The 17586-nt window shown below is 69.2% G+C and carries 18 protein-coding genes; 10 read left to right on the top strand and 8 right to left on the bottom strand.

What is annotated here, in order from left to right; all coding sequences use genetic code 11:
• Positions 1-24 precede the first annotated feature (24 nt).
• The 4 genes from tatA to ACWPXK_RS14000 all read left to right on the top strand — a co-directional run bounded on the left by tatA (position 25) and on the right by ACWPXK_RS14000 (position 4922).
• Positions 25-285, top strand: a complete 261-nt coding sequence (gene tatA / locus ACWPXK_RS14015; RefSeq protein ID WP_454196551.1) for a Sec-independent protein translocase subunit TatA — start codon at positions 25-27, stop codon at positions 283-285.
• Positions 286-383: 98 nt separating this feature from the next.
• A complete protein-coding gene (tatC, locus tag ACWPXK_RS14010) occupies positions 384-1337 on the top strand; it encodes a twin-arginine translocase subunit TatC (protein WP_454196550.1) in 954 nt (317 codons plus the stop codon).
• A 3-nt stretch (positions 1338-1340) separates the two neighbouring features.
• A complete protein-coding gene (locus ACWPXK_RS14005) occupies positions 1341-4043 on the top strand; it encodes a DEAD/DEAH box helicase (protein ID WP_454196549.1) in 2703 nt (900 codons plus the stop codon).
• Between the two features lie 192 nt (positions 4044-4235).
• Positions 4236-4922, top strand: coding sequence for a DUF4333 domain-containing protein (locus ACWPXK_RS14000; RefSeq protein WP_454196548.1), 687 nt, complete (start codon positions 4236-4238; stop codon positions 4920-4922).
• A gap of 316 nt (positions 4923-5238) precedes the next feature.
• On the opposite strand, the gene ACWPXK_RS13995 is transcribed toward ACWPXK_RS14000, so the two are convergent.
• Positions 5239-6204, bottom strand: a complete 966-nt coding sequence (locus tag ACWPXK_RS13995) for a 5'-3' exonuclease (RefSeq protein ID WP_454196547.1) — start codon at positions 6202-6204, stop codon at positions 5239-5241.
• 83 nt (positions 6205-6287) lie between these two features.
• Between ACWPXK_RS13995 and ACWPXK_RS13990 the strand changes: the two genes are divergently transcribed.
• On the top strand, positions 6288-7415 hold the full coding sequence (locus ACWPXK_RS13990; protein WP_454196546.1) for a M24 family metallopeptidase: 1128 nt from the start codon (positions 6288-6290) through the stop codon (positions 7413-7415).
• A 27-nt stretch (positions 7416-7442) separates the two neighbouring features.
• On the opposite strand, the gene ACWPXK_RS13985 is transcribed toward ACWPXK_RS13990, so the two are convergent.
• Positions 7443-7874 carry a PPOX class F420-dependent oxidoreductase gene (locus ACWPXK_RS13985; protein ID WP_454196545.1) on the bottom strand — a complete coding sequence of 144 codons (432 nt, stop codon included), beginning with the start codon at positions 7872-7874 and terminating at the stop codon, positions 7443-7445.
• 132 nt (positions 7875-8006) lie between these two features.
• Between ACWPXK_RS13985 and ACWPXK_RS13980 the strand changes: the two genes are divergently transcribed.
• The 4 genes from ACWPXK_RS13980 (at position 8007) to ACWPXK_RS13965 (ending at position 11484) form a co-directional block, all read left to right on the top strand.
• Positions 8007-8762: an SDR family NAD(P)-dependent oxidoreductase gene (locus ACWPXK_RS13980; protein WP_454196544.1), complete on the top strand. Its 756-nt coding sequence runs from the start codon at positions 8007-8009 to the stop codon at positions 8760-8762.
• On the top strand, positions 8741-10036 hold the full coding sequence (cbiE, locus tag ACWPXK_RS13975) for a precorrin-6y C5,15-methyltransferase (decarboxylating) subunit CbiE (protein WP_454197035.1): 1296 nt from the start codon (positions 8741-8743) through the stop codon (positions 10034-10036). Before ACWPXK_RS13980 ends, cbiE begins: the two co-directional genes overlap by 22 nt.
• Positions 10037-10114: 78 nt before the next feature.
• Positions 10115-10732, top strand: a complete 618-nt coding sequence (locus ACWPXK_RS13970; RefSeq protein WP_454196543.1) for a hypothetical protein — start codon at positions 10115-10117, stop codon at positions 10730-10732.
• A 2-nt stretch (positions 10733-10734) separates the two neighbouring features.
• Positions 10735-11484, top strand: coding sequence for a cobalt-precorrin-6A reductase (locus ACWPXK_RS13965; RefSeq protein ID WP_454197034.1), 750 nt, complete (start codon positions 10735-10737; stop codon positions 11482-11484).
• Positions 11485-11529: 45 nt separating this feature from the next.
• Here the strand turns inward: ACWPXK_RS13965 and ACWPXK_RS13960 are convergent, their stop codons facing one another.
• The 5 genes from ACWPXK_RS13960 to ACWPXK_RS13940 form a co-directional block, all read right to left on the bottom strand.
• A complete protein-coding gene (locus ACWPXK_RS13960) occupies positions 11530-12084 on the bottom strand; it encodes a PadR family transcriptional regulator (RefSeq protein ID WP_454196542.1) in 555 nt (184 codons plus the stop codon).
• Between the two features lie 30 nt (positions 12085-12114).
• Positions 12115-12564: a hypothetical protein gene (locus ACWPXK_RS13955; RefSeq protein WP_454196541.1), complete on the bottom strand. Its 450-nt coding sequence runs from the start codon at positions 12562-12564 to the stop codon at positions 12115-12117.
• Positions 12565-12584: 20 nt separating this feature from the next.
• Complete coding sequence (cobJ, locus tag ACWPXK_RS13950; protein WP_454196540.1) at positions 12585-14153, bottom strand: precorrin-3B C(17)-methyltransferase; 1569 nt, start codon at positions 14151-14153, stop codon at positions 12585-12587.
• Entirely contained in the window at positions 14150-14785 is a 636-nt protein-coding gene (locus ACWPXK_RS13945) for a precorrin-8X methylmutase (protein ID WP_454196539.1), read from the bottom strand. The genes cobJ and ACWPXK_RS13945 overlap by 4 nt, the downstream gene beginning before the upstream one ends.
• A gap of 85 nt (positions 14786-14870) precedes the next feature.
• Positions 14871-15308, bottom strand: coding sequence for an Lrp/AsnC family transcriptional regulator (locus tag ACWPXK_RS13940; RefSeq protein WP_454196538.1), 438 nt, complete (start codon positions 15306-15308; stop codon positions 14871-14873).
• A 136-nt stretch (positions 15309-15444) separates the two neighbouring features.
• Here ACWPXK_RS13940 and ddaH point away from each other — a divergent pair, with 136 nt between their 5' ends.
• A complete protein-coding gene (gene ddaH, locus ACWPXK_RS13935) occupies positions 15445-16290 on the top strand; it encodes a dimethylargininase (protein WP_454196537.1) in 846 nt (281 codons plus the stop codon).
• A 47-nt stretch (positions 16291-16337) separates the two neighbouring features.
• On the opposite strand, the gene ACWPXK_RS13930 is transcribed toward ddaH, so the two are convergent.
• On the bottom strand, positions 16338-17579 hold the full coding sequence (locus ACWPXK_RS13930; protein ID WP_454196536.1) for a precorrin-3B synthase: 1242 nt from the start codon (positions 17577-17579) through the stop codon (positions 16338-16340).
• Positions 17580-17586 lie beyond the last annotated feature (7 nt).

Here is a 17586-nt window from a genome sequence, read left to right as displayed (position 1 = left end):
CATCACAGTCTTGGGAGGTAGATCATGGGCAGTCTGAGCATCTGGCACTGGCTGATCATTGCGGTCGTTTTCGTGATGTTCTTCGGGGCGAAGCGGATGCCCGATGCGGCCCGCAGCCTGGGCCGCTCGCTGCGCATCTTCAAGAGCGAGGTCAGCCAGATGCAGAGCGAGAGCAACGCGCCGAACACCGGCGCCACCGCTCAGCAGCCCGCGCCGCAGCTGCCCGCCGCGCAGCAGGCGACGCCGTCGGCGACCGAGCCCCGCAGCGAGCCGAAGTCGGTCTGAGCGGGTCCGCTCGTGCCGGAGTGAGGAAGAACTCACTCCGGTCGTAGTGCTGTTGCCGAGCCGAGCGAGGCACACCAACCCAGGGGCGATCACCAACCATGCGAATCCCGTTCGATCCGCGGCGCAGCAAGCGCAGGACCAATCCCGACGGCACCATGTCGTTGGTCGAGCATCTGCAGGAGTTGCGCTACCGCCTGCTGGTCTCGATCGCCGCGGTGATCGCCACCACCGTGCTCGGTTTCCTCTGGTACGGGCATTCGTTCCTGGGCATCGACAGCCTGGGTGAGATCCTGCGCGGGCCGTACTGTTCGCTGCCCGCCTCGGCGCGCGCGGCGCTGAGCCCGGACGGCGAATGCCGCCTGCTGGCCACCGCGCCGTTCGAACAGTTCACCTTGCGCCTGAAGGTCGGCATGACCGCCGGTGTCGTGCTCGCCGCGCCGATCTGGCTGTATCAGCTGTGGGCGTTCATCACCCCTGGCCTGTACGCCAAGGAACGCAAGTACGCGATCGGGTTCGTGTCCTCGGGGACCGTGCTGTTCACCGCTGGGGCGGTGCTGGCCTACATCGTCATCGCGCACGCGTTGAGCTTCCTGCTCACCATCGGCGACAACGTGCAGATCACCGCGCTGAGCGGCTCGCAGTATTTCGGGTTCATCATCCAGTTGCTGATCATCTTCGGGGTCAGCTTCGAAACCCCGCTGCTGATCATCGGTTTGAACCTGATCGGGGTGCTGACCTATCAGAAGCTCAAGGCCTGGCGACGCGGAATCACGTTCGGTCTGTTCGTCTTCGCCGCCATCGTGACCCCGCAGGACCCGTTCTCCATGCTGGCGCTGGCACTGGCACTGACCGTCCTGTTCGAGGTCGCGGTCCAGTTCTCCCGGATCAACGACCTGCGCCGGGCCCGCAAGGAGCGGGAAGGCTGGGGCGCGCTGTCCGACGAGGAAGCCTCGGAGTTGGGTGCGCCCGAGCCGATCGACCCGGCGGAGTCGGTCACGACTGCGCAGGAGAAATCCACACGACCAGTGTCGGACTACTCCGATACGCTCTGACAAGTGACAGATCACCGGTCGCAGACGGCCGAGTTGGCCGCATTTTCCGCCGAGCTGAAGTTCCGGCTGGATCCGTTTCAGCGCGACGCCTGTGTGGCGCTCGAGGAGGGCCACAGCGTTCTGGTCTGCGCCCCGACCGGGGCGGGCAAGACCGTCGTCGGCGAATTCGCCGTGCACCTGGCGCTGGTCGCGGGCGGAAAGTGTTTCTACACCACGCCGATCAAAGCGCTGTCGAACCAGAAGTTCGCCGACCTCACCGAGCGCCACGGCCGCGACAACGTCGGGCTGCTCACCGGCGATCAGTCGATCAACCCGGACGCGCCGGTGGTCGTGATGACCACCGAGGTGTTGCGCAACATGCTGTACGCCTCCTCGGACGCGCTGCGCGGCTTGTCGTATGTGGTGATGGACGAGGTGCACTACCTCGCCGACCGATTCCGCGGCGCGGTGTGGGAGGAGGTCATCCTGCATCTGCCGCCGGACGTCCGGCTGGTCAGCCTGTCGGCCACGGTCAGCAACGCCGAGGAGTTCGGCGCCTGGATGGAGACCGTGCGCGGCGACACCGCGGTCGTGGTCGACGAAACCAGGCCGGTGCCGCTGTGGCAGCACGTCATGGTGGGGCGGCGGATGTTCGACCTGTTCGACACCAAGTCCACCGAACAGAAAGTGCTCGTGGACGAGGACCTGGTGCGGTTCATCCGTCATCGGGAAGCCGCCGACCGGATGAACGGATGGGGTGCCCCGCGCAACGGCCGCGGTGGTCCACGGCGTGATTTCCGGCCGCTGCCCCGGCCCGAGGTGCTGGCCAAGCTGGACGAGGAGGGCCTGCTGCCGGCCATCACGTTCATCTTCAGCCGTGCGGGCTGCGACGGTGCGCTCGCGCAGTGCCTGCGGTCGCGCCTGGATCTGGGCCGCGCGGACGAGGCCGAGAAGATCGACGCGATCATCGAGCGGCACACCGGTGACCTGCCCAAGACCGATCTCGAGATACTCGGCTACTGGGAGTGGCGCGAAGCGCTGCATCGGGGCTTGGCCGCGCACCACGCCGGGATGTTGCCCGCGTTCCGGCACACCGTCGAGGAACTGTTCGTCAACGGCTTGGTTCGCGCCGTCTTCGCCACCGAGACGCTGGCTCTTGGCATCAACATGCCCGCGCGCACCGTCGTGCTGGAGCGGCTGGTCAAGTTCAACGGCGAGTCGCACGCGGAACTCACGCCGGGGGAGTACACCCAGCTGACCGGGCGCGCGGGGCGGCGCGGCATCGACGTGGAAGGCCACGCGGTGGTGTTGTGGCAGCCCGAGGTGGATACCAGCGCGGTCGCGGGCCTGGCCTCCACTCGCACCTATCCGCTGCGCAGCTCGTTCCGGCCGGGATACAACATGTCGATCAACCTCATCGACCGGATGGGCGCCGACGAGTCGCGTGCCCTGCTGGAGCGGTCGTTCGCGCAGTTCCAGGCGGACCGCTCGGTGGTCGGGCTGGTGCGCGGCATCGAGCGCAACGATGCCGCGCTGCGCAAGCTGCGCGATCAGCTCGGCGGCGCCGAAGGCGGTTTCCTGGATTACCTGGCCCTGCGCGAGCGGATCAAGCAGCGGGAACGGCAGCTGGCCCAGCAGAACCGCGCCGACCGGCGGGGCGCCGCGGTGGACGCGCTCGGCGCCTTGCGCCGCGGCGACGTGGTGGCCATTCCCTCCGGGCGCCGCGCCGGGCTGGCGGTGATCCTGGAACCGGACGCGACGCCGGGAGATCCGCGCCCGCTGGTGCTCACCGAGGACAAGTGGGCGGGGCGGGTGTCGGTGGCCGACTTCCCGGTGCCCGCCGAGGCGCTCGGACACATGCGGCTGCCACGCCGGGTGGACCACCGGACCCCCCGCACCCGCCGCGACCTGGCCTCGGCGCTGCGCAGCACCGGAATCTCGGTGCCGGGCAGGTCGCGGCGCGACAAGCGTTCCGCCGCGGCCGACGACCGCGAACTGGCCACGCTGCGTCGCAGCCTGCGCGCGCATCCGGCGCACACCCGGCCCGATCGCGAGCAGCTGGCCCGGATCGGCGAGCGCTACAACCGGTTGCTCCGCGAAACCGAATCCATGCGCCAGAAGGTTGCCGCGACCACGAACTCGTTGGCGCGCACCTTCGATCGGATCCTCGGTCTGCTGGAGGAACGCGGGTTCGTCGACGACAGCGAGGTGACTCCCGAGGGGCGCAGGCTGGCCCGCATCTACGCGGAGAGTGACCTGCTGGTCGCCGAATGCCTCCGGCAGGGACTGTGGCGCGGCCTCGGTCCGGCCGAGTTGGCCGGAGTTGTGTCGATCCTGGTGTACGAGTCGCGCCAGGAAGGCGGATATCTCGGCGCGAGCGGACCGACGGCGCCGATCCGGCGAGCCGTGGGCGCGACCATCGGCGTGTGGTCCGAACTGCGGACCGACGAGGCGCGGCACAAGCTGCCGCCGACCAGGGAACCGGATCTGGGTTTCGTCACCGGTGTCTACAAGTGGGCGCGCGGGGACGGGCTGGCCGAGTCGTTGCTCGCCAGTGGTGATCAGGGCGCAGCGCTGGCGGCGGGCGACTTCGTGCGCTGGTGCAGGCAGGTGATCGATCTGCTCGATCAGATCCACGGCACCGCCGACGATCCCGAGGTCGCCGCCACGGCGGCCAAGGCGGTGCGGGCGATCCGGCGCGGTGTCGTCGCGGTGGACGCCGCCTGAGTGGTGCCGGTGACGGGTTCGGTGGCTCGCGTGACCATGGCGGACACCGCGAACGCCGCCAATGTCAACACGGCGGATTCGATTGTGATTTGATTTCTTTCGCGTACCGACCGTGGCGGAAGAGTCGTGTCATGCGACGAGGCCCGTGCGGGGGGCTACCGTGTGTACAACGATGCGAGTGGAGGCAAGCAGATGAGCGGCCCTTACGGACCGAACGAACCCGGGGAGGGACGCAACGATCCCACCCAGCAGTGGGGTGGACAACAGGCACCCGGTGGCGCGGGTCCCACGCAGCAGTGGGGCGGTCAGCCGCAGACCCCGGCCTCGGCCCAGCCGACCCAGCACTGGGGTGAGCAGCAGCCGCAGCAGCAGTGGGGACAGCCGCAGCAGCAGTGGGGGCAGCAGCCGCAGCAACCCCAGCAGCCGCAGTGGGGTCAGCAGCCCGCCCAGGGGCAGCCGCAATGGGGTCAGCCGCAGCAGCAGGACTGGGGTCAGCAGGGGCAGCAGCAGTGGGGTCAGCAGCAGCCGCAGTGGGGCGCCCCCACGCAGCAACCGCCGCAGCAGGGCGGCAAAGGCAAGGGTTTGGTCATCGGCCTGTCCTTGCTCGGCGTCGTTGTTCTCGGTGCGATCGTCGCCCTCGTGCTTGTGCTGACCGCCAAGGATCAACTGGATCAGGCGGCGGTGCAGGATGGCGTGAAGAAGGTGCTGTCGGACTCCTACGGCATCCAGGATGTCAGCGACGTCTCCTGCCCGTCCGGCCAGGAGGTCAAGGTCGATGCCACGTTCGTGTGCGACGTGAAGGTCAGTGGTGAGGCCAAGAAGGTCAGCATCAAGATCACCAAGGACGACGGCACCTACGAGGTCGGTAGGCCGAGCTAGCGTCCGAGCGACCGCCGCTGGCGACTTCGTCGCGGACGCGTCGGCCGCTCGGACGCGAGCCGGGCCGCGAACGGGCAATGCTCGGTCTCGCTGCGCTCGAAAGCGGTGGTTTGTCCGATGTGGTTACGTGAGGTGGTAGCGGCACGACCTGGGTGCGCACCGTGATGCCACCGGGCGCTCGGGCGACCGCCGCTGGCGACGTCGTCGCGGACCTGTTGGCCGCTTGGACACAGACTCGGTTTGTCTTGCGGCCCCTTCATTGCGGCATGCTCGCGGCCCATCGCCATGGTGCGCAGTGGGCTTCTTCGTATCGGGCTCAGGTGGTGCGTGCCCCGAGAGCGGTGATCAACCGAGTCACGGGGCTTTCGGCGTTGTAGGCGGTGGCAAGAGCTCGCAGCCGGTCCGGGTCGGCGGGCTCGGTCGGGAGGACGTCGGAGCGGGAGAGCGCGACGTCGGCGTCGCGGACCACGCGGACCACCGGCGCGGCGGCCTTCAGGTAGTCCTCGGCGGCCCGGAGCCGGGCGCGTACGCCGTTGGACAGCTCGGCGCCGGGGTCCTCGACGGCCGCGCGCAGCGCGTCGAGCGAGCCGAAACGGGAGATCAGCGTGGCCGCGGATTTCTCGCCGATGCCGGCTACCCCGGGTAGGCCGTCGGAGGCGTCGCCGCGCAGCGTGGCCAGGTCGGCGTAGGCCGGGCCCGCGTTCCGCAGCGGCACACCGTATTTCGCCGCGACCTCGGCCGGGCCGAACAGTTCCGCCTTCGCCAGCCCGCGTCCGGCGTAGAGCACCCGCACGGGAGGCGCGGGCTCGTCCCGCACGAGCTGCAGCAGATCGCGGTCGCCACTGACCACGATCACCGCGTCGGTACGCTCCCGGGTGGCCAGGGTGCCGAGGACATCGTCGGCCTCCAGACCCGCCGCCCCGCCGGTCGCGATGCCGGCCGCGTGCAGCACCTCGAGGATCATCTCGACCTGCGGTGTGAGAGTGTCGGGAACCATTTCCGCACCGGGGGCGGCCTCCGGGGACGTGTCCAGGCGGTGCGCCTTGTACGACGGAACCAGCTCCACCCGGTATGCGGGCCGCCAGTCCAGGTCGAGGCACACCACCAGCCTGACCGGCGCGTACTTGGTGATCAGTGCGGCCACCATGTCGGTGAAACCGCGCAGCGCGTTCACCGGCCGGCCATCGGATGCGGTGATCTTCTCCGGGATCGCGTGAAAGGCGCGGAACCAGAGACTGGCACCGTCCAACAGCAGCAGGGGCGCACCGGGAACAGAGGTCACGCGCTGAGGTTACTCGCCCGCACCGACACCGCCCGGCGAAGTTCGGCGTTCCTCCGGCACGCGCGGCGGGTAACGTCGGGCGAATGAGCTCGCATACGGATTCCAGGTTCGCGGCGGACGTCTACGGTGCTCGGCTGGAGCGGGCGGTGGAGCTGATCCGGGCCGCCCATCTGGATGCCCTGTTGATCACTCCCGGGCCGGACTTGCGCTACCTCATCGGGTCGGCGGCTGAGTCGTTCGAGCGGCTGACCTGCCTGGTGATACCCGCGGATGGGGCGACCCCGTCGGTGGTGATCCCGAAACTGGAGCTGGCTTCGCTGGACGCATCGGCGGCCGGCGAATTGGATTTGCAGGTGCTGGACTGGGTCGACGGTACCAACCCGTATGCCCTGGTGAAGTCCGCGCTGCACGTGGGTTCCCGGGTGGCCGTCGCCGACGCCATGCCCGCGCTGCACCTGCTGCCATTGGCCGAATCCTTCACCGGCCTCCCGGTGTCTGCCACCCCGGTGCTGCGTGAACTGCGCATGATCAAAGACCCGGCCGAGGTGGACGCGCTGCGCCGGGCCGGCGCGGCGATCGACCGGGTGCACGCGCGAATGGGGGAGTTCCTGCAGGTGGGCCGCACGGAGGCGGAGGTCGGACGCCATATCTCGGACGCGATCGTGGCGGAGGGGCACACCGAGGCGGCATTCGTCATCGTCGGCAGTGGCCCCCATGGCGCCGACCCGCACCACGGGGTCTCCGAGCGGCGCATCGAGTCCGGGGACGTGGTGGTCGTCGACATCGGCGGCCCGGTCGAACCCGGCTACTACTCGGACTCGACGCGCACCTACGTGCTCGGGGAACCCGATCCTGAGGTGGCCGCCCGGTACGCCGCACTCGAGCGCGCCCAAGCGGCGGCGGTCGCGGCCGTCCGACCCGGTGTCACGGCCGCCGCCGTGGACGCGGCCGCGCGAAACCCCTTGACCGAGGCGGGTTTCGGTCCCGCCTTCGTGCACCGCACCGGACACGGCATCGGTCTTTCGGTGCACGAGGAGCCCTACATCGTGGCGGGCAACGACCTCGTTCTGCAGCCGGGCATGGCCTTCAGCGTCGAGCCCGGCATCTACTTCCGCGGCGAGTGGGGCGCGCGCATCGAGGACATCGTCGTCGTCACGGAGGACGGCAGCGAGTCGCTGAACAACCAGCCGCACGGCCTCACGGCACTGTGATGGATGGACGCGGTCGCCACCGTGCCGCTAAGCGGTGGCGCCGTTGCCTTCGGTAGCCGGTGCGACGAGGGTGCTGCTGGACAGTACCCGCCGGACCTGGATGGCGATCACCACCCGGGTCGGGTTCTCCCTGGGCACCCGGTAGCGGCCCGCGTACCGCTCCACCGCGTCGGCGACGCTGTCCGGGTCGTCGAGCACGGTCGCCGGGCCTTCCAGCGTGATCCACCGGATGCCGTCGACCTGGCTGACCGCCGCGTACCCCGAACGGCGCACGTTGCGCACCTTCACCGAACCGTCGTTGGTGATCACGCGGACGATCCCGGCGTCCTGGTCCCAGGTGAACCCGACCGCGACCACGTGCGGCGTCCCATCCGCCCGCAACGTCGTCAGCGTGGCGAGATGCCGCTCGGCGACGAAGTCGAGGGCGGCGGTCGACAATTCAGCAGTGGTGGTCGGCATCCTCCGACCGTAGCCTCCGACCGCCTGATGGACGCAGCCGGAGGTGGTGCTGCATCGGATCGCCGCGCAGTCGGTGACAACAGGTCACCGTGGTGTACGACGCCGCGGCGGTGCAATGACAGACTGTGGCGCATGGGAACGCGTGGGTTGGTCGACGGGGCCGTGCTGCTCCTGGGCGGGCGTAGCGAGATCGGGCTCGAAGTGGCGCGGCGTTTGGCGCCGGGGCGGGCGGTGATTCTCGCGGCGCGGCGCAGCGACGAGCTGACCGAGCAGAGCGCGGAGATCGCGGCTGCCGGCGCGAGCGCTGTGCACACGATCGAGTTCGATGCCGACGACACGGCGAGTCATCCGGCGCTACTGGAGAAGATCGCCGCCGAGCACGGACGGATCGGTATCGCGGTGCTGGCGTTCGGCGTGCTCGGCGATCAGCGGCGTGCCGAGCGAGATCCCGGGCACGCGACGGCGATCCTGCACACCGACTTCGTCGCGCAGGCCAGTGTCCTCACCAGTCTGGCGAACCTGCTACGCGCGCAAGGCGAAGGGCAGCTCGTGGTGTTCAGCTCGGTCGCGGGCGTCCGGGTCCGGCGCGCCAACTACGTGTACGGATCGGCCAAGGCCGGACTCGACGGATTCGTCGACGGCCTGGCGGACGCGTTGCACGGCAGCGGTGTTCAGCTGCTCCTCGTTCGACCCGGCTTCGTCATCGGGCGGATGACCGAGGGCATGTCCCCGGCCCCGTTCTCCAGCACGCCCGCCCAGGTCGCAGACGCCGTGGTCAAGGGCTTGAGCCGGGGCGCGCGCCGGGTCTGGGTGCCCCGGATACTGCAACCGGTGTTCTTCGCGATGCGCTTGCTGCCCCGATCGATCTGGCGCCGGATGCCACGGTGAACGCGGCCGCGCCCGTGCCGTGGACCGGACCGCCGATCGTCGTGGTCGGGATCGGCGCCGATGGCTGGGACGGTCTCGGTCGCGCCGCCCGCGAAGCCGTCGGTGACGCCGAGATCCTGTTCGGTTCCACACGACAGCTCGGGCTCGTGCCCGAGGCGGTGGTGGCGACGCGGGTGAGCTGGCCTTCGCCGTTGCTGCCCGCGCTACCCGAGCTGCTCGAGCGGCACAGCGGGGCGCGGCTGTGCGTGCTGGCCAGCGGCGATCCGATGTTCTACGGAATCGGCGTGACCCTGGCCAGGCTGCTCGGAGCCGGGGCACTGCGGGTCTTGCCGCAGCCGTCGTCGGCCTCGCTGGCCTGCGCCCGCCTGGGCTGGTCACTCGCGGAAACGCCGGTGGTGAGCGTGGTGGGGCGGCCGTTGGTGACGGTGCTGCCCGAACTGGCCGACCGCAGGCGGCTGCTGGTGCTCAGCGCCGACGAGCACACGCCGCGGGTGCTTGCGCGATTGCTGGGGCGCCACGGTTTCGGCGCCTCCGAAATGACCGTCCTCGAACAATTGGGCGGCCCGGCCGAACGCCTGCACACCGGTCTCGCGGCGCAGTGGGATCGCCCACCCGGCGACCCGCTGAACATTGTCGCGATCACCTGCGCGGCCGATCCGGATCAGCCACGGGCCACGCGGCTGCCCGGCCTGCCGGACGAGTTGTTCGGCGGCGACGGCCAGCTGACCAAGCACGAGGTCCGCGCGCTGACGCTCGCGGCGCTGGCGCCCGCGCCGGGCGAACTGCTCTGGGATGTCGGCGGCGGGTCCGGCAGCATCGCGATCGAATGGTGCCGCGCGCATCCGGCCAACCGCGCCGTCACGTTCGAGCGGCTCGAGCGGCGACGGGAGCAGATCGCCGACAACGCCGCCGCTCTGGGAGTCCCGAACGTCCTGATTCGCGGCGAGTTGCGCGCCGAACTCGCCCATGACACCGAAATCGCTTCGCCCGACGCGATTTTCGTCGGTGGTGGGCTGACCCAGGATGGCCTGTTGGAGACATGCTGGGCGCAGCTGCGCCGACGCGGCAGGCTCGTCGCGAACGCGGTGACCGCCGAATCGGAATCACTGCTGCTCAGCTGGGCGTCCGCCCACGGCGGCGCGTTGCGGAAATTCCAGATCTACCGCGGCGAACCGCTGGGATCCTTCACCGCATGGCGGCCTCAGCTCCCGGTGGCGCAGTGGTCGGTGGTGAAAAAGCGCGATATCGCGCCGGAACTCCCCACCGATGGGTGAACACGTTACCGGTCACGGGGTATGGTCGGGGCCGAGTTCCGATCATGATCGGAAATCCGGTTCCTGTTGGGGAGATAGATGAAATACAAGAAGTTCGCCGCTACCGCATTGTTGGCTGTCGCAGCCACCGGAGTCACCGCCGGTACCGCCTACGCCGCGCCCGCGCCGCCCGCGGTGCAGGACCAGGCGGCCGCCGAGCCCACGGTCACCGGCACCGATCAGGGTGTCGGCTACGCGCTGCGGCTGGCCGACGCGGGTAAGTCGGTGGTCACCAGCGTGACCGGCGGCGCGTTCAGCGTGGACGCCGACAAGCAGTCGGTCAGCCTGAAGAATTCCGCGGGCGAGACCGTCACCACGATTCCGCTCACCGCGACGGCCAAGGGCCAGGAGGTCCAGATCGCCGCGAACGTCGCCGACGAGGGCAGGCAGCTCACGCTGACGCCGCAGGTCGCCCCGACCGCGAACGCGCCGGTCGCCGCCGAATTCATCGGCGCACAGGAGTGGTTCTTCGCCGAGTTGCAGCGCGCCTCGCTCGGTGCCCTGGTCGGCGGCCTGATCGGCGCGGCCATCGGCATCGTCTTCTTCGGCATCGGCATCCTGCCCGGCGCCGTGCTCGGCGCGCTGATCGGTCTGGCCGTCGCGGGCGGGCCGTCGCTGCTGAACGCGGGTATCGCCTACTTCAGCGGACAGCCCTGAGAATTCTGATTCTGGGCGGCACCCGGGAAGCCCGGGACCTGGCCCACATCGCTTCCGGCGAGCGAGGATTCGAGATCGTGTCCTCGCTCGCCGGTCGTGTGCGTGCGCCCCTTTTGCCCGAGGGCGCGGTACGGGTCGGTGGCTTCGGTGGCGCCGAGGGACTGCGTGCCTGGATCGCGGACAACGACGTGGCCGCTGTAGTGGACGCCACCCATCCATTCGCGGCGGCCATCAGTGCCAATGCCGCTGCGGCCGCGCGTGATTCGGGCGTGCCGCTGGTGTGCCTGCGACGGCCGACCTGGCCGCAGCGGCCGGGGGATCGATGGGTACGGGTGCCTGATCTCGTCGCCGCGGCGGAGACGACCGCGACGCTCGGCGAGCGCGTGTTCCTGACCATCGGCCGTCAAGGCGTGGACGCATTCGCGAGGCAGGAGCGGCAGTGGTTCCTGATCCGAGCCATCGACCCGCCCGGGGGTCCGTTGCCTGCTCGACACGAAATCATCCTCGCCCGCGGACCTTTCGCGCTCGAGGACGAATCCCGGCTGATCGCCGAGTACGGGATCGACGTGCTGGTCACCAAGGACAGCGGCGGGGATCAGACCGAAGCCAAGCTGGCCGCCGCCCGCGAGGCCGGAATTCCGGTCGTCGTGATCGACCGCCCACCGCTACCCCAGGGCGTGGAGGTCGTGGAAACCGTTGCCCAAGTAATAGATTGGCTATACGAGAAGCGAGTCAATCGCGGGTGTAGTTGATCCCCGGCGTGCTTGTATCGGAAGAGCCGTCGTGACGCGTGACGATCAACGGCCGAGAAGCTCGGGCAGGTGATCGAACCAATCCAGCACCGCCCGCTCGTAGCGGATGCCGAAATCCAATGTGGCGCGGGCGAAGGCGGACATCGTCTCCGGATCCTCGGCGAGATACCGCGCGAGCCGCGCCTGATGGATCTCCCGATTGGCCGCGACGATGCCGTCGAGCCGATCGCGGTCCAGATGTTCACCGAACGAGAGTGTGAGCAGCAGCGGAACCCGGATGGTCTCCCCGCCGGGATCACGAGCCACCCATTCCAGGAATGCCTCCCGCCCGGCGTCGGTGATGTGATAGGGCGTCCGTTCGCGCGCGCCGGTCTCGCCTTTCTCGACCAGTCCCGCGGCGTCCATCGCGGCGAGCTCCCGATAGACCTGACTCTGCGTGATCGTCCAGAAGTCGCCGATACGGTCTTGCGCCGTGGCCACCAGATCCCACCCCGACATGGGGCCTTGGTGCAGAAATCCGAGCAATGACGCCGCCGTGGAGTTCAGCGACTTGCGCGTGGTCGTAGCGTTGGTCAACGACTGCTCCCTTCTGCCGAACATTCCATAGTGGAATGTTACCGGAACGGGCGGCTACGCGCTTCCGGCCAACTGGTCGAGCCGCGCAAGCACCGCGGTCATGCCCTCCTCCAGTCGCGCCTGGCCCTGTTCCAGTCGCGCCTGCCCCTGTTCCAAGCGGATCTGACCCTTTTCGAGTACCGTGACCCGCCGGTTGAGCTCGCCGACGTTGTCTTGCAGTCCGCTGACGTTTTCGCGGAGCTCGCCGACGGTTTCGTGCAGTCCACTGACGTTTTCGCGCAGCTCGCCGACGTCCTCACGAAGCTCGGTGACAGCGTTCTCGAGCTTCTCCGTGCGCCGATCGAGCCGATCGATGCCGTCCAGCGCTTTCCTGGTCAGTCCCGCCAGTTCGCCCAGGACAACGCCCTGTTCGTCGAGTGCTTGCTCGGTCGCGGTGGCCCGTGCCTCCAAGGCTCGGGTGCGCAGCGTCAGCTCCGCCAGCGTCGCGGCCAAGTTCCCTCCCATCTCCGGTGCGTCAGGCGATCTTACGCGTTGCCGGCCGCCGCGTCGCGTACCGTCCCATAGCGCCGGGAGGTGTAGACGCGCGTCCCGTGGCCGGTCCCGAACGCGGTCGTGGTCGACGCGCCGATGATCAGCAGCGTGCGCATGTCCACCTCGGCGGGGTCGAGATCGCCGAGCGTCACCACGCGGACCGACTCGGTCGGCCCGCCGACGTCACGCCCGACGACGACCGGCGTATCGGGCTTGCGGTGCTCCAGCAGCAGGTCCCGCATCGCGCCGACCTGCCAGGTGCGCTGCGAGGACGCCGGGTTGTAGACCGCGATGGCCATGTCGGCCGCCGCGACGGCGGAAAGGCGTTGTGCCACCATCTCCCATGGCTTGAGCCGATCGGAGAGCGAGATCATCGCGTAGTCGTGTCCGAGCGGCGCGCCGACCCGGCTCGCCACCGCGTTGGCCGCGGTGAGTCCGGGAAGCACGCGTACCGGCACCTCGCGCCACCGCGGGTCCGCTGCTTCCTCCAGCACGGCCGCCGCCATCGCGAAGACCCCAGGGTCACCCGAGGAGACGACCGCCACCCGCGCGCCCCGCTCGGCCAGATCCAAGGCCATGGCGGCGCGTTCGGACTCCACCCGGTTGTCGCTGGCGTGGCGTCGCTGGCCAGGTCGTTGTGGCACCCGGTTCAAGTAGGTGGTGTAGCCGACCAGATCGGTGGCGTCAGCGAGCGCCGCGCGCGCCTCGTCGGTGGTCCATTCCGGCGCGCCGGGACCCAGCCCCACGACGACGACCTCGCCGACTCGCCCGGTCGTTCCCGCGTCGGCAATCCGTTGACGGGCAGCCGGATTCGTCTCGGCGCGGGGCAGCGGCGTCGTCGGCTCCGGGCCAGGAACGAGGGTGATGGAGAAGTAGGGGACCTCGGCGTCGTCCACCGCGTCGGCGTGCAGGACGCGCTGCTCGGTCGTGCTCGCGCGCTCGACGTAGTACGCGCCGGAAAGCCGACCCGAATCCGAAAGGGCCTGGCGGACACCGGGATAGGTGCGGCCCAGTTTCATGATCGCGGCCGCGTCGGTCGCGCGCAGGCGCCGGGTGAGTTCGTCCACCGGCATGGTGCCCGGCAGCACCGTGAGCACCTGCTCGCCCTCGACCAGCGGCGTGCCCAACGCGGCCGACGCCGCACTCACCGAGGTGATGCCCGGGATGATCTCGGTCTCGAATCGGTCGGCCAGCCGGCGGTGCATGTGCATGTAGGAGCTGTAGAACAGCGGGTCGCCCGCGGCGAGCAACGCGACCGAGCGGCCCGCGGCCAGGTGCGTGGCCAGCCGCTCGGCGGCCTGTTCGTAGAACTCGTCGATCGCGCCTTGGTAGCCGCCGGGATGGTCGGTGGTCTCGGTGGTCACGGGGTAGACGAGGTGCTCCTCGAGTTGGCCATGACGCATGTAGGGCGCGGCGATGCGGCGGGAGATGCTGCGACCGTGGCGCGCGCTGTGGAACGCGATGACGTCGGCCGTCCCGATCACCTTGGCCGCCTTGACCGTCACCAGTTCGGGATCGCCGGGGCCGAGTCCGACGCCCCACAGTTTGCCCGCGACGCTCATTCCTGTTCACTCGCAATCGCGTTCAACGCGGACGCGGTGATCGCGCTGCCGCCGCGCCTGCCGCGAACCGTGAGGTACTCGATGCCGTCGGTCGCGATCAGCGCGTCCTTGGATTCGGCGGCGCCGATGAACCCGACGGGAATGCCGAGGACCGCGGCAGGCCGGGGTGCGCCCGCGTCCAGCAGATCGAGCAGATGAAACAGCGCCGTCGGCGCGTTGCCGATCGCGACGACGGCGCCGTCGAGGCGGTCGCGCCACAGTTCCAGCGCGGCGGCGGAGCGGGTAGTGCCCAGGGCCGAAGCCAATTCCGGTACGCGCGGATCGGCGAGGGTGCACACCACCTCGTTGTCGGCGGGCAGTCGTTTCCTGGTCACGCCGGAGGCGACCATGGTCGCGTCACACAGAATCGGCGCGCCCGCGCGCAGTGCCGCCCGCGCCGCCGCGACGACGCCGGGCGAGAAGGCGATGTCCTCGGCGAGATCGACCTGACCACAGCCGTGGATCATCCGCACCACCACTTGTGCCACATCCGCGGGGAACCCGCTCAGATCGGCCTCGGCGCGGATCGTCGCGAATGAGCGACGGTAGATCTCGGCCCCGTCGGTCAGGTAGCTGGCACGTACGTCGGACATGCGGTCCACCCTATGGGTGCGGGTCCGGACCGGGCGGTCCGGGTTGGCGGCTACACCACCGCATTGTGTCGGGCCCGGATGACGATCAGGTCCGCGGACGCTCGAGGATCCGCGACATGACGATCGAGCTCCGAGTGCGCCCGACGCGCGCGTTCTCCCGGATCCGCTCCACGGTCACCTCGATCTCGGCCATGTCGGTGGCCATCACGTGCACCAGCGCATCGGCCTCGCCCGCGATGGTCCACACGCCGACCACCTGCGGGATCGGGTCCAGGCTGCGTTTCAATTCGGCGGGGGAGATGTTGTCCCGGTAGTAGACCTCGACGTATGCCTCCGTCTTCCAGCCCAGCGCGGCGGGGTTGACCAACGCGGTGAATCCGGTGATCTGCTTGTTCGCGACCAACCGGTCGACCCGCCGCTTCACCGCGGGCGCGGACAGTCCGACCGCGCTGCCGATCTCCTGGAACGAGGCGCGCGCGTGCCTCAGCAGCTGTTCGAGAATCCGCCGATCGAGGTCGTCCACATCACACTCCTCGGGCTTCACGCAATGATTTATCGATTCAAGGTCGAGATAAGCAACAAATCGTTGTTTCTGGCGCAATGCTAGCCCACTTACCTTCGTTACAGCCGAAAGTCCCCGCTGACCTCCGGGAGTTCCGTTGACGTCTGTAGCCACCCTCCGAGTCGAGTCCGCCGCACGGGGTTCCTCGCCGCGCCGGTTCGTCATGTGCCGACCCGATTACTTCGACGTCACCTATTCGATCAACCCCTGGATGAATCCCGCGGAGCCCGTCGATCGCGAGTTGGCGATCGAACAGTGGGAGACGCTGCGCGCCACCTACGAGGAATACGGGCACACGGTCGAGGTGGTGCCCGGCATCCCTGGCCTGCCCGACATGGTGTTCGCCGCCAACGGCGGTCTGATCATCGGCGACCGGGCGATGTCTGCCTGCTTCACGCATCCGGAACGCGCTGCCGAAGGCCCCGCCTACCACCAATGGTTCGCCGGGGCTGGACTGCCGAATCTGATGGCCGCCAAGGAATTGAACGAGGGGGAAGGTGATTTCCTCCTGGTCGGTGATCGGCTCCTCGCGGGTATGGGCTTCCGCAGTTCGCTCGCGGCGCACGAGGAGGTATCGCGCCACTTCGATCTGCCCGTGGTGTCCCTGGAATTGGTCGATCCGCGCTTCTATCACCTGGATACGGTGCTGCTTCCACTGGACGCCCGCACCGTCGCCTATTACCCGCCCGCCTTCAGCCCGGCGGCCCGCGCGGTTCTCGCCGAGCTGTACCCCGACGCCATCGTGGCCACCGACGCGGACGCGGCGGTACTCGGATTGAACGGTGTCTGCGACGGTGTCAACGTATTCCTCAGCAGCCGCGCGACCGATCTGAGCGAGGCCCTGCGCGACCGCGGCTACCACCCGGTCGGGATCGAGATGTCCGAACTGCTCAAGGCGGGGGGAGCGGTCAAGTGCTGCACCCTCGAGATCCACGGAAGGTGACGCGGCAGGGAGGAAAGGCGATCATGCTCCGAGGCCGCACACGACGATCAGTCGATGCGGTAACCCTTGTCTGTCGCGACGATATCGGTGACCTCGCCCCGGGGGCGGCCACAGCGGCGGTCGCAGCCGGACCAATGCTGACGTCCGGCCACCGAAATGTCCGTGGCGGCGATCGGCGTCCGCTCCGAGACATCCTGGTTCGCAGAGTCTTCCGGCTCGGAATGCCGGTCACCCGCTCCATGCTCGATGGGGTATGCCGCGGGCAGCACACGGCCCGTGTCCACCGCGTCGGACACATCGGCCCGGACGTCGGTATGCGATTTCGCGCAACCGGGCTGCCCGGCGCAGGCGCTGACCAGAAGCCACGGCGAGTCGGCGTCGAAGATCAAACCCATCGGGGCCAGTACGCGCACGACCTGTTCGGCGGCCCACTCCTCCAGGTCGGTGACCACCAGACCGCGCCAAGGCGTGACGAAGATCGGCCGCTCGACCGCGGCGAGGAATTCGGCGGTTCGGGCGGGCAGGCAGCCGAGGCGCACACCGGCGCCCAGGCTGACCAACCGGTCGTCCTGCTCCAGCCAGCCGATCGGAAGGCTCTGCGCCGCAGGTAATTCGAGCCGATCGGCGACGGGCGAGAGCCCGAGGAGATCGATCACGCGATCAGCGCCCTGTTCGATGTCGTCCAACCGCCACCGGCCCGCGTCCTCGCCGCGCAGCTCCAGGAATCCGTGCGCCGCGGCGAGCATGACATCGACCGTGTCGGCGGCCGGGAGACGGACGCCGCTGTCGCGGCCCGCCAGCAGCAACGCGAACTCCTCCGCGCGGATCGCGTGCACACCGATGTCGGCGCCGAGCCCGCTGACGTCGCCGCGACCGTCATCGAGGGTGAACAGCACCCGGCCGGGCAGATGAGCCAACCGTGGCGCCGCGAGCAGACCGGCGTCCAGCGCGGGGACCAGTGCGCGCACGTCCGACAGGCCGCCGACGCGTCCGGACAGCGGTGAGGCGATGATATTGCGCACCCGCTCGTGCGTGCGGCTGGGCAGCAGCCCCACGGCGGCGAGCCGGTCGGTCAGCTCCGCCGCGTCGCGGACCTGCCGCAATTGGACATTGCCGCGAGAGGTGAGCTCGATATTTCCGTCCGCCAGGTCACGGGCGGACTCCGCCAGTGCCTGCAGCTGGGCGGAATCCAGTCGACCACCGGGCACCCGGATCCGCGCCAGCGGTCCGTCGGCCGCCTCGTGCAGCCGCAGCACACCTGGACAGGAATCGGGAACACCTCGTGTCATAACGAGT

Source organism: Nocardia sp. Marseille-Q1738 (assembly GCF_965283145.1).
This window is presented reverse-complemented; position numbering and strand designations above follow the sequence as displayed.

Bases quoted from the DNA above. Each gene is read 5' to 3' on its own strand.
- tatA (WP_454196551.1), top strand. From the start codon at position 25: ATGGGCAGTCTGAGCATCTGGCACTGGCTGATCATTGCGGTCGTTTTC.
- tatC (WP_454196550.1), top strand. From the start codon at position 384: ATGCGAATCCCGTTCGATCCGCGGCGCAGCAAGCGCAGGACCAATCCC.
- ACWPXK_RS13945 (WP_454196539.1), bottom strand. From the start codon at position 14,785: ATGTCCGACGTACGTGCCAGCTACCTGACCGACGGGGCCGAGATCTAC.
- ACWPXK_RS13970 (WP_454196543.1), top strand. From the start codon at position 10,115: ATGAAATACAAGAAGTTCGCCGCTACCGCATTGTTGGCTGTCGCAGCC.
- ACWPXK_RS13985 (WP_454196545.1), bottom strand. From the start codon at position 7,874: ATGCCGACCACCACTGCTGAATTGTCGACCGCCGCCCTCGACTTCGTC.
- ACWPXK_RS13930 (WP_454196536.1), bottom strand. From the start codon at position 17,579: ATGACACGAGGTGTTCCCGATTCCTGTCCAGGTGTGCTGCGGCTGCAC.
- ACWPXK_RS13990 (WP_454196546.1), top strand. From the start codon at position 6,288: ATGAGCTCGCATACGGATTCCAGGTTCGCGGCGGACGTCTACGGTGCT.
- cobJ (WP_454196540.1), bottom strand. From the start codon at position 14,153: ATGAGCGTCGCGGGCAAACTGTGGGGCGTCGGACTCGGCCCCGGCGAT.
- ACWPXK_RS13960 (WP_454196542.1), bottom strand. From the start codon at position 12,084: ATGTTCGGCAGAAGGGAGCAGTCGTTGACCAACGCTACGACCACGCGC.
- ACWPXK_RS13980 (WP_454196544.1), top strand. From the start codon at position 8,007: ATGGGAACGCGTGGGTTGGTCGACGGGGCCGTGCTGCTCCTGGGCGGG.
- ACWPXK_RS13955 (WP_454196541.1), bottom strand. From the start codon at position 12,564: ATGGGAGGGAACTTGGCCGCGACGCTGGCGGAGCTGACGCTGCGCACC.
- ACWPXK_RS14000 (WP_454196548.1), top strand. From the start codon at position 4,236: ATGAGCGGCCCTTACGGACCGAACGAACCCGGGGAGGGACGCAACGAT.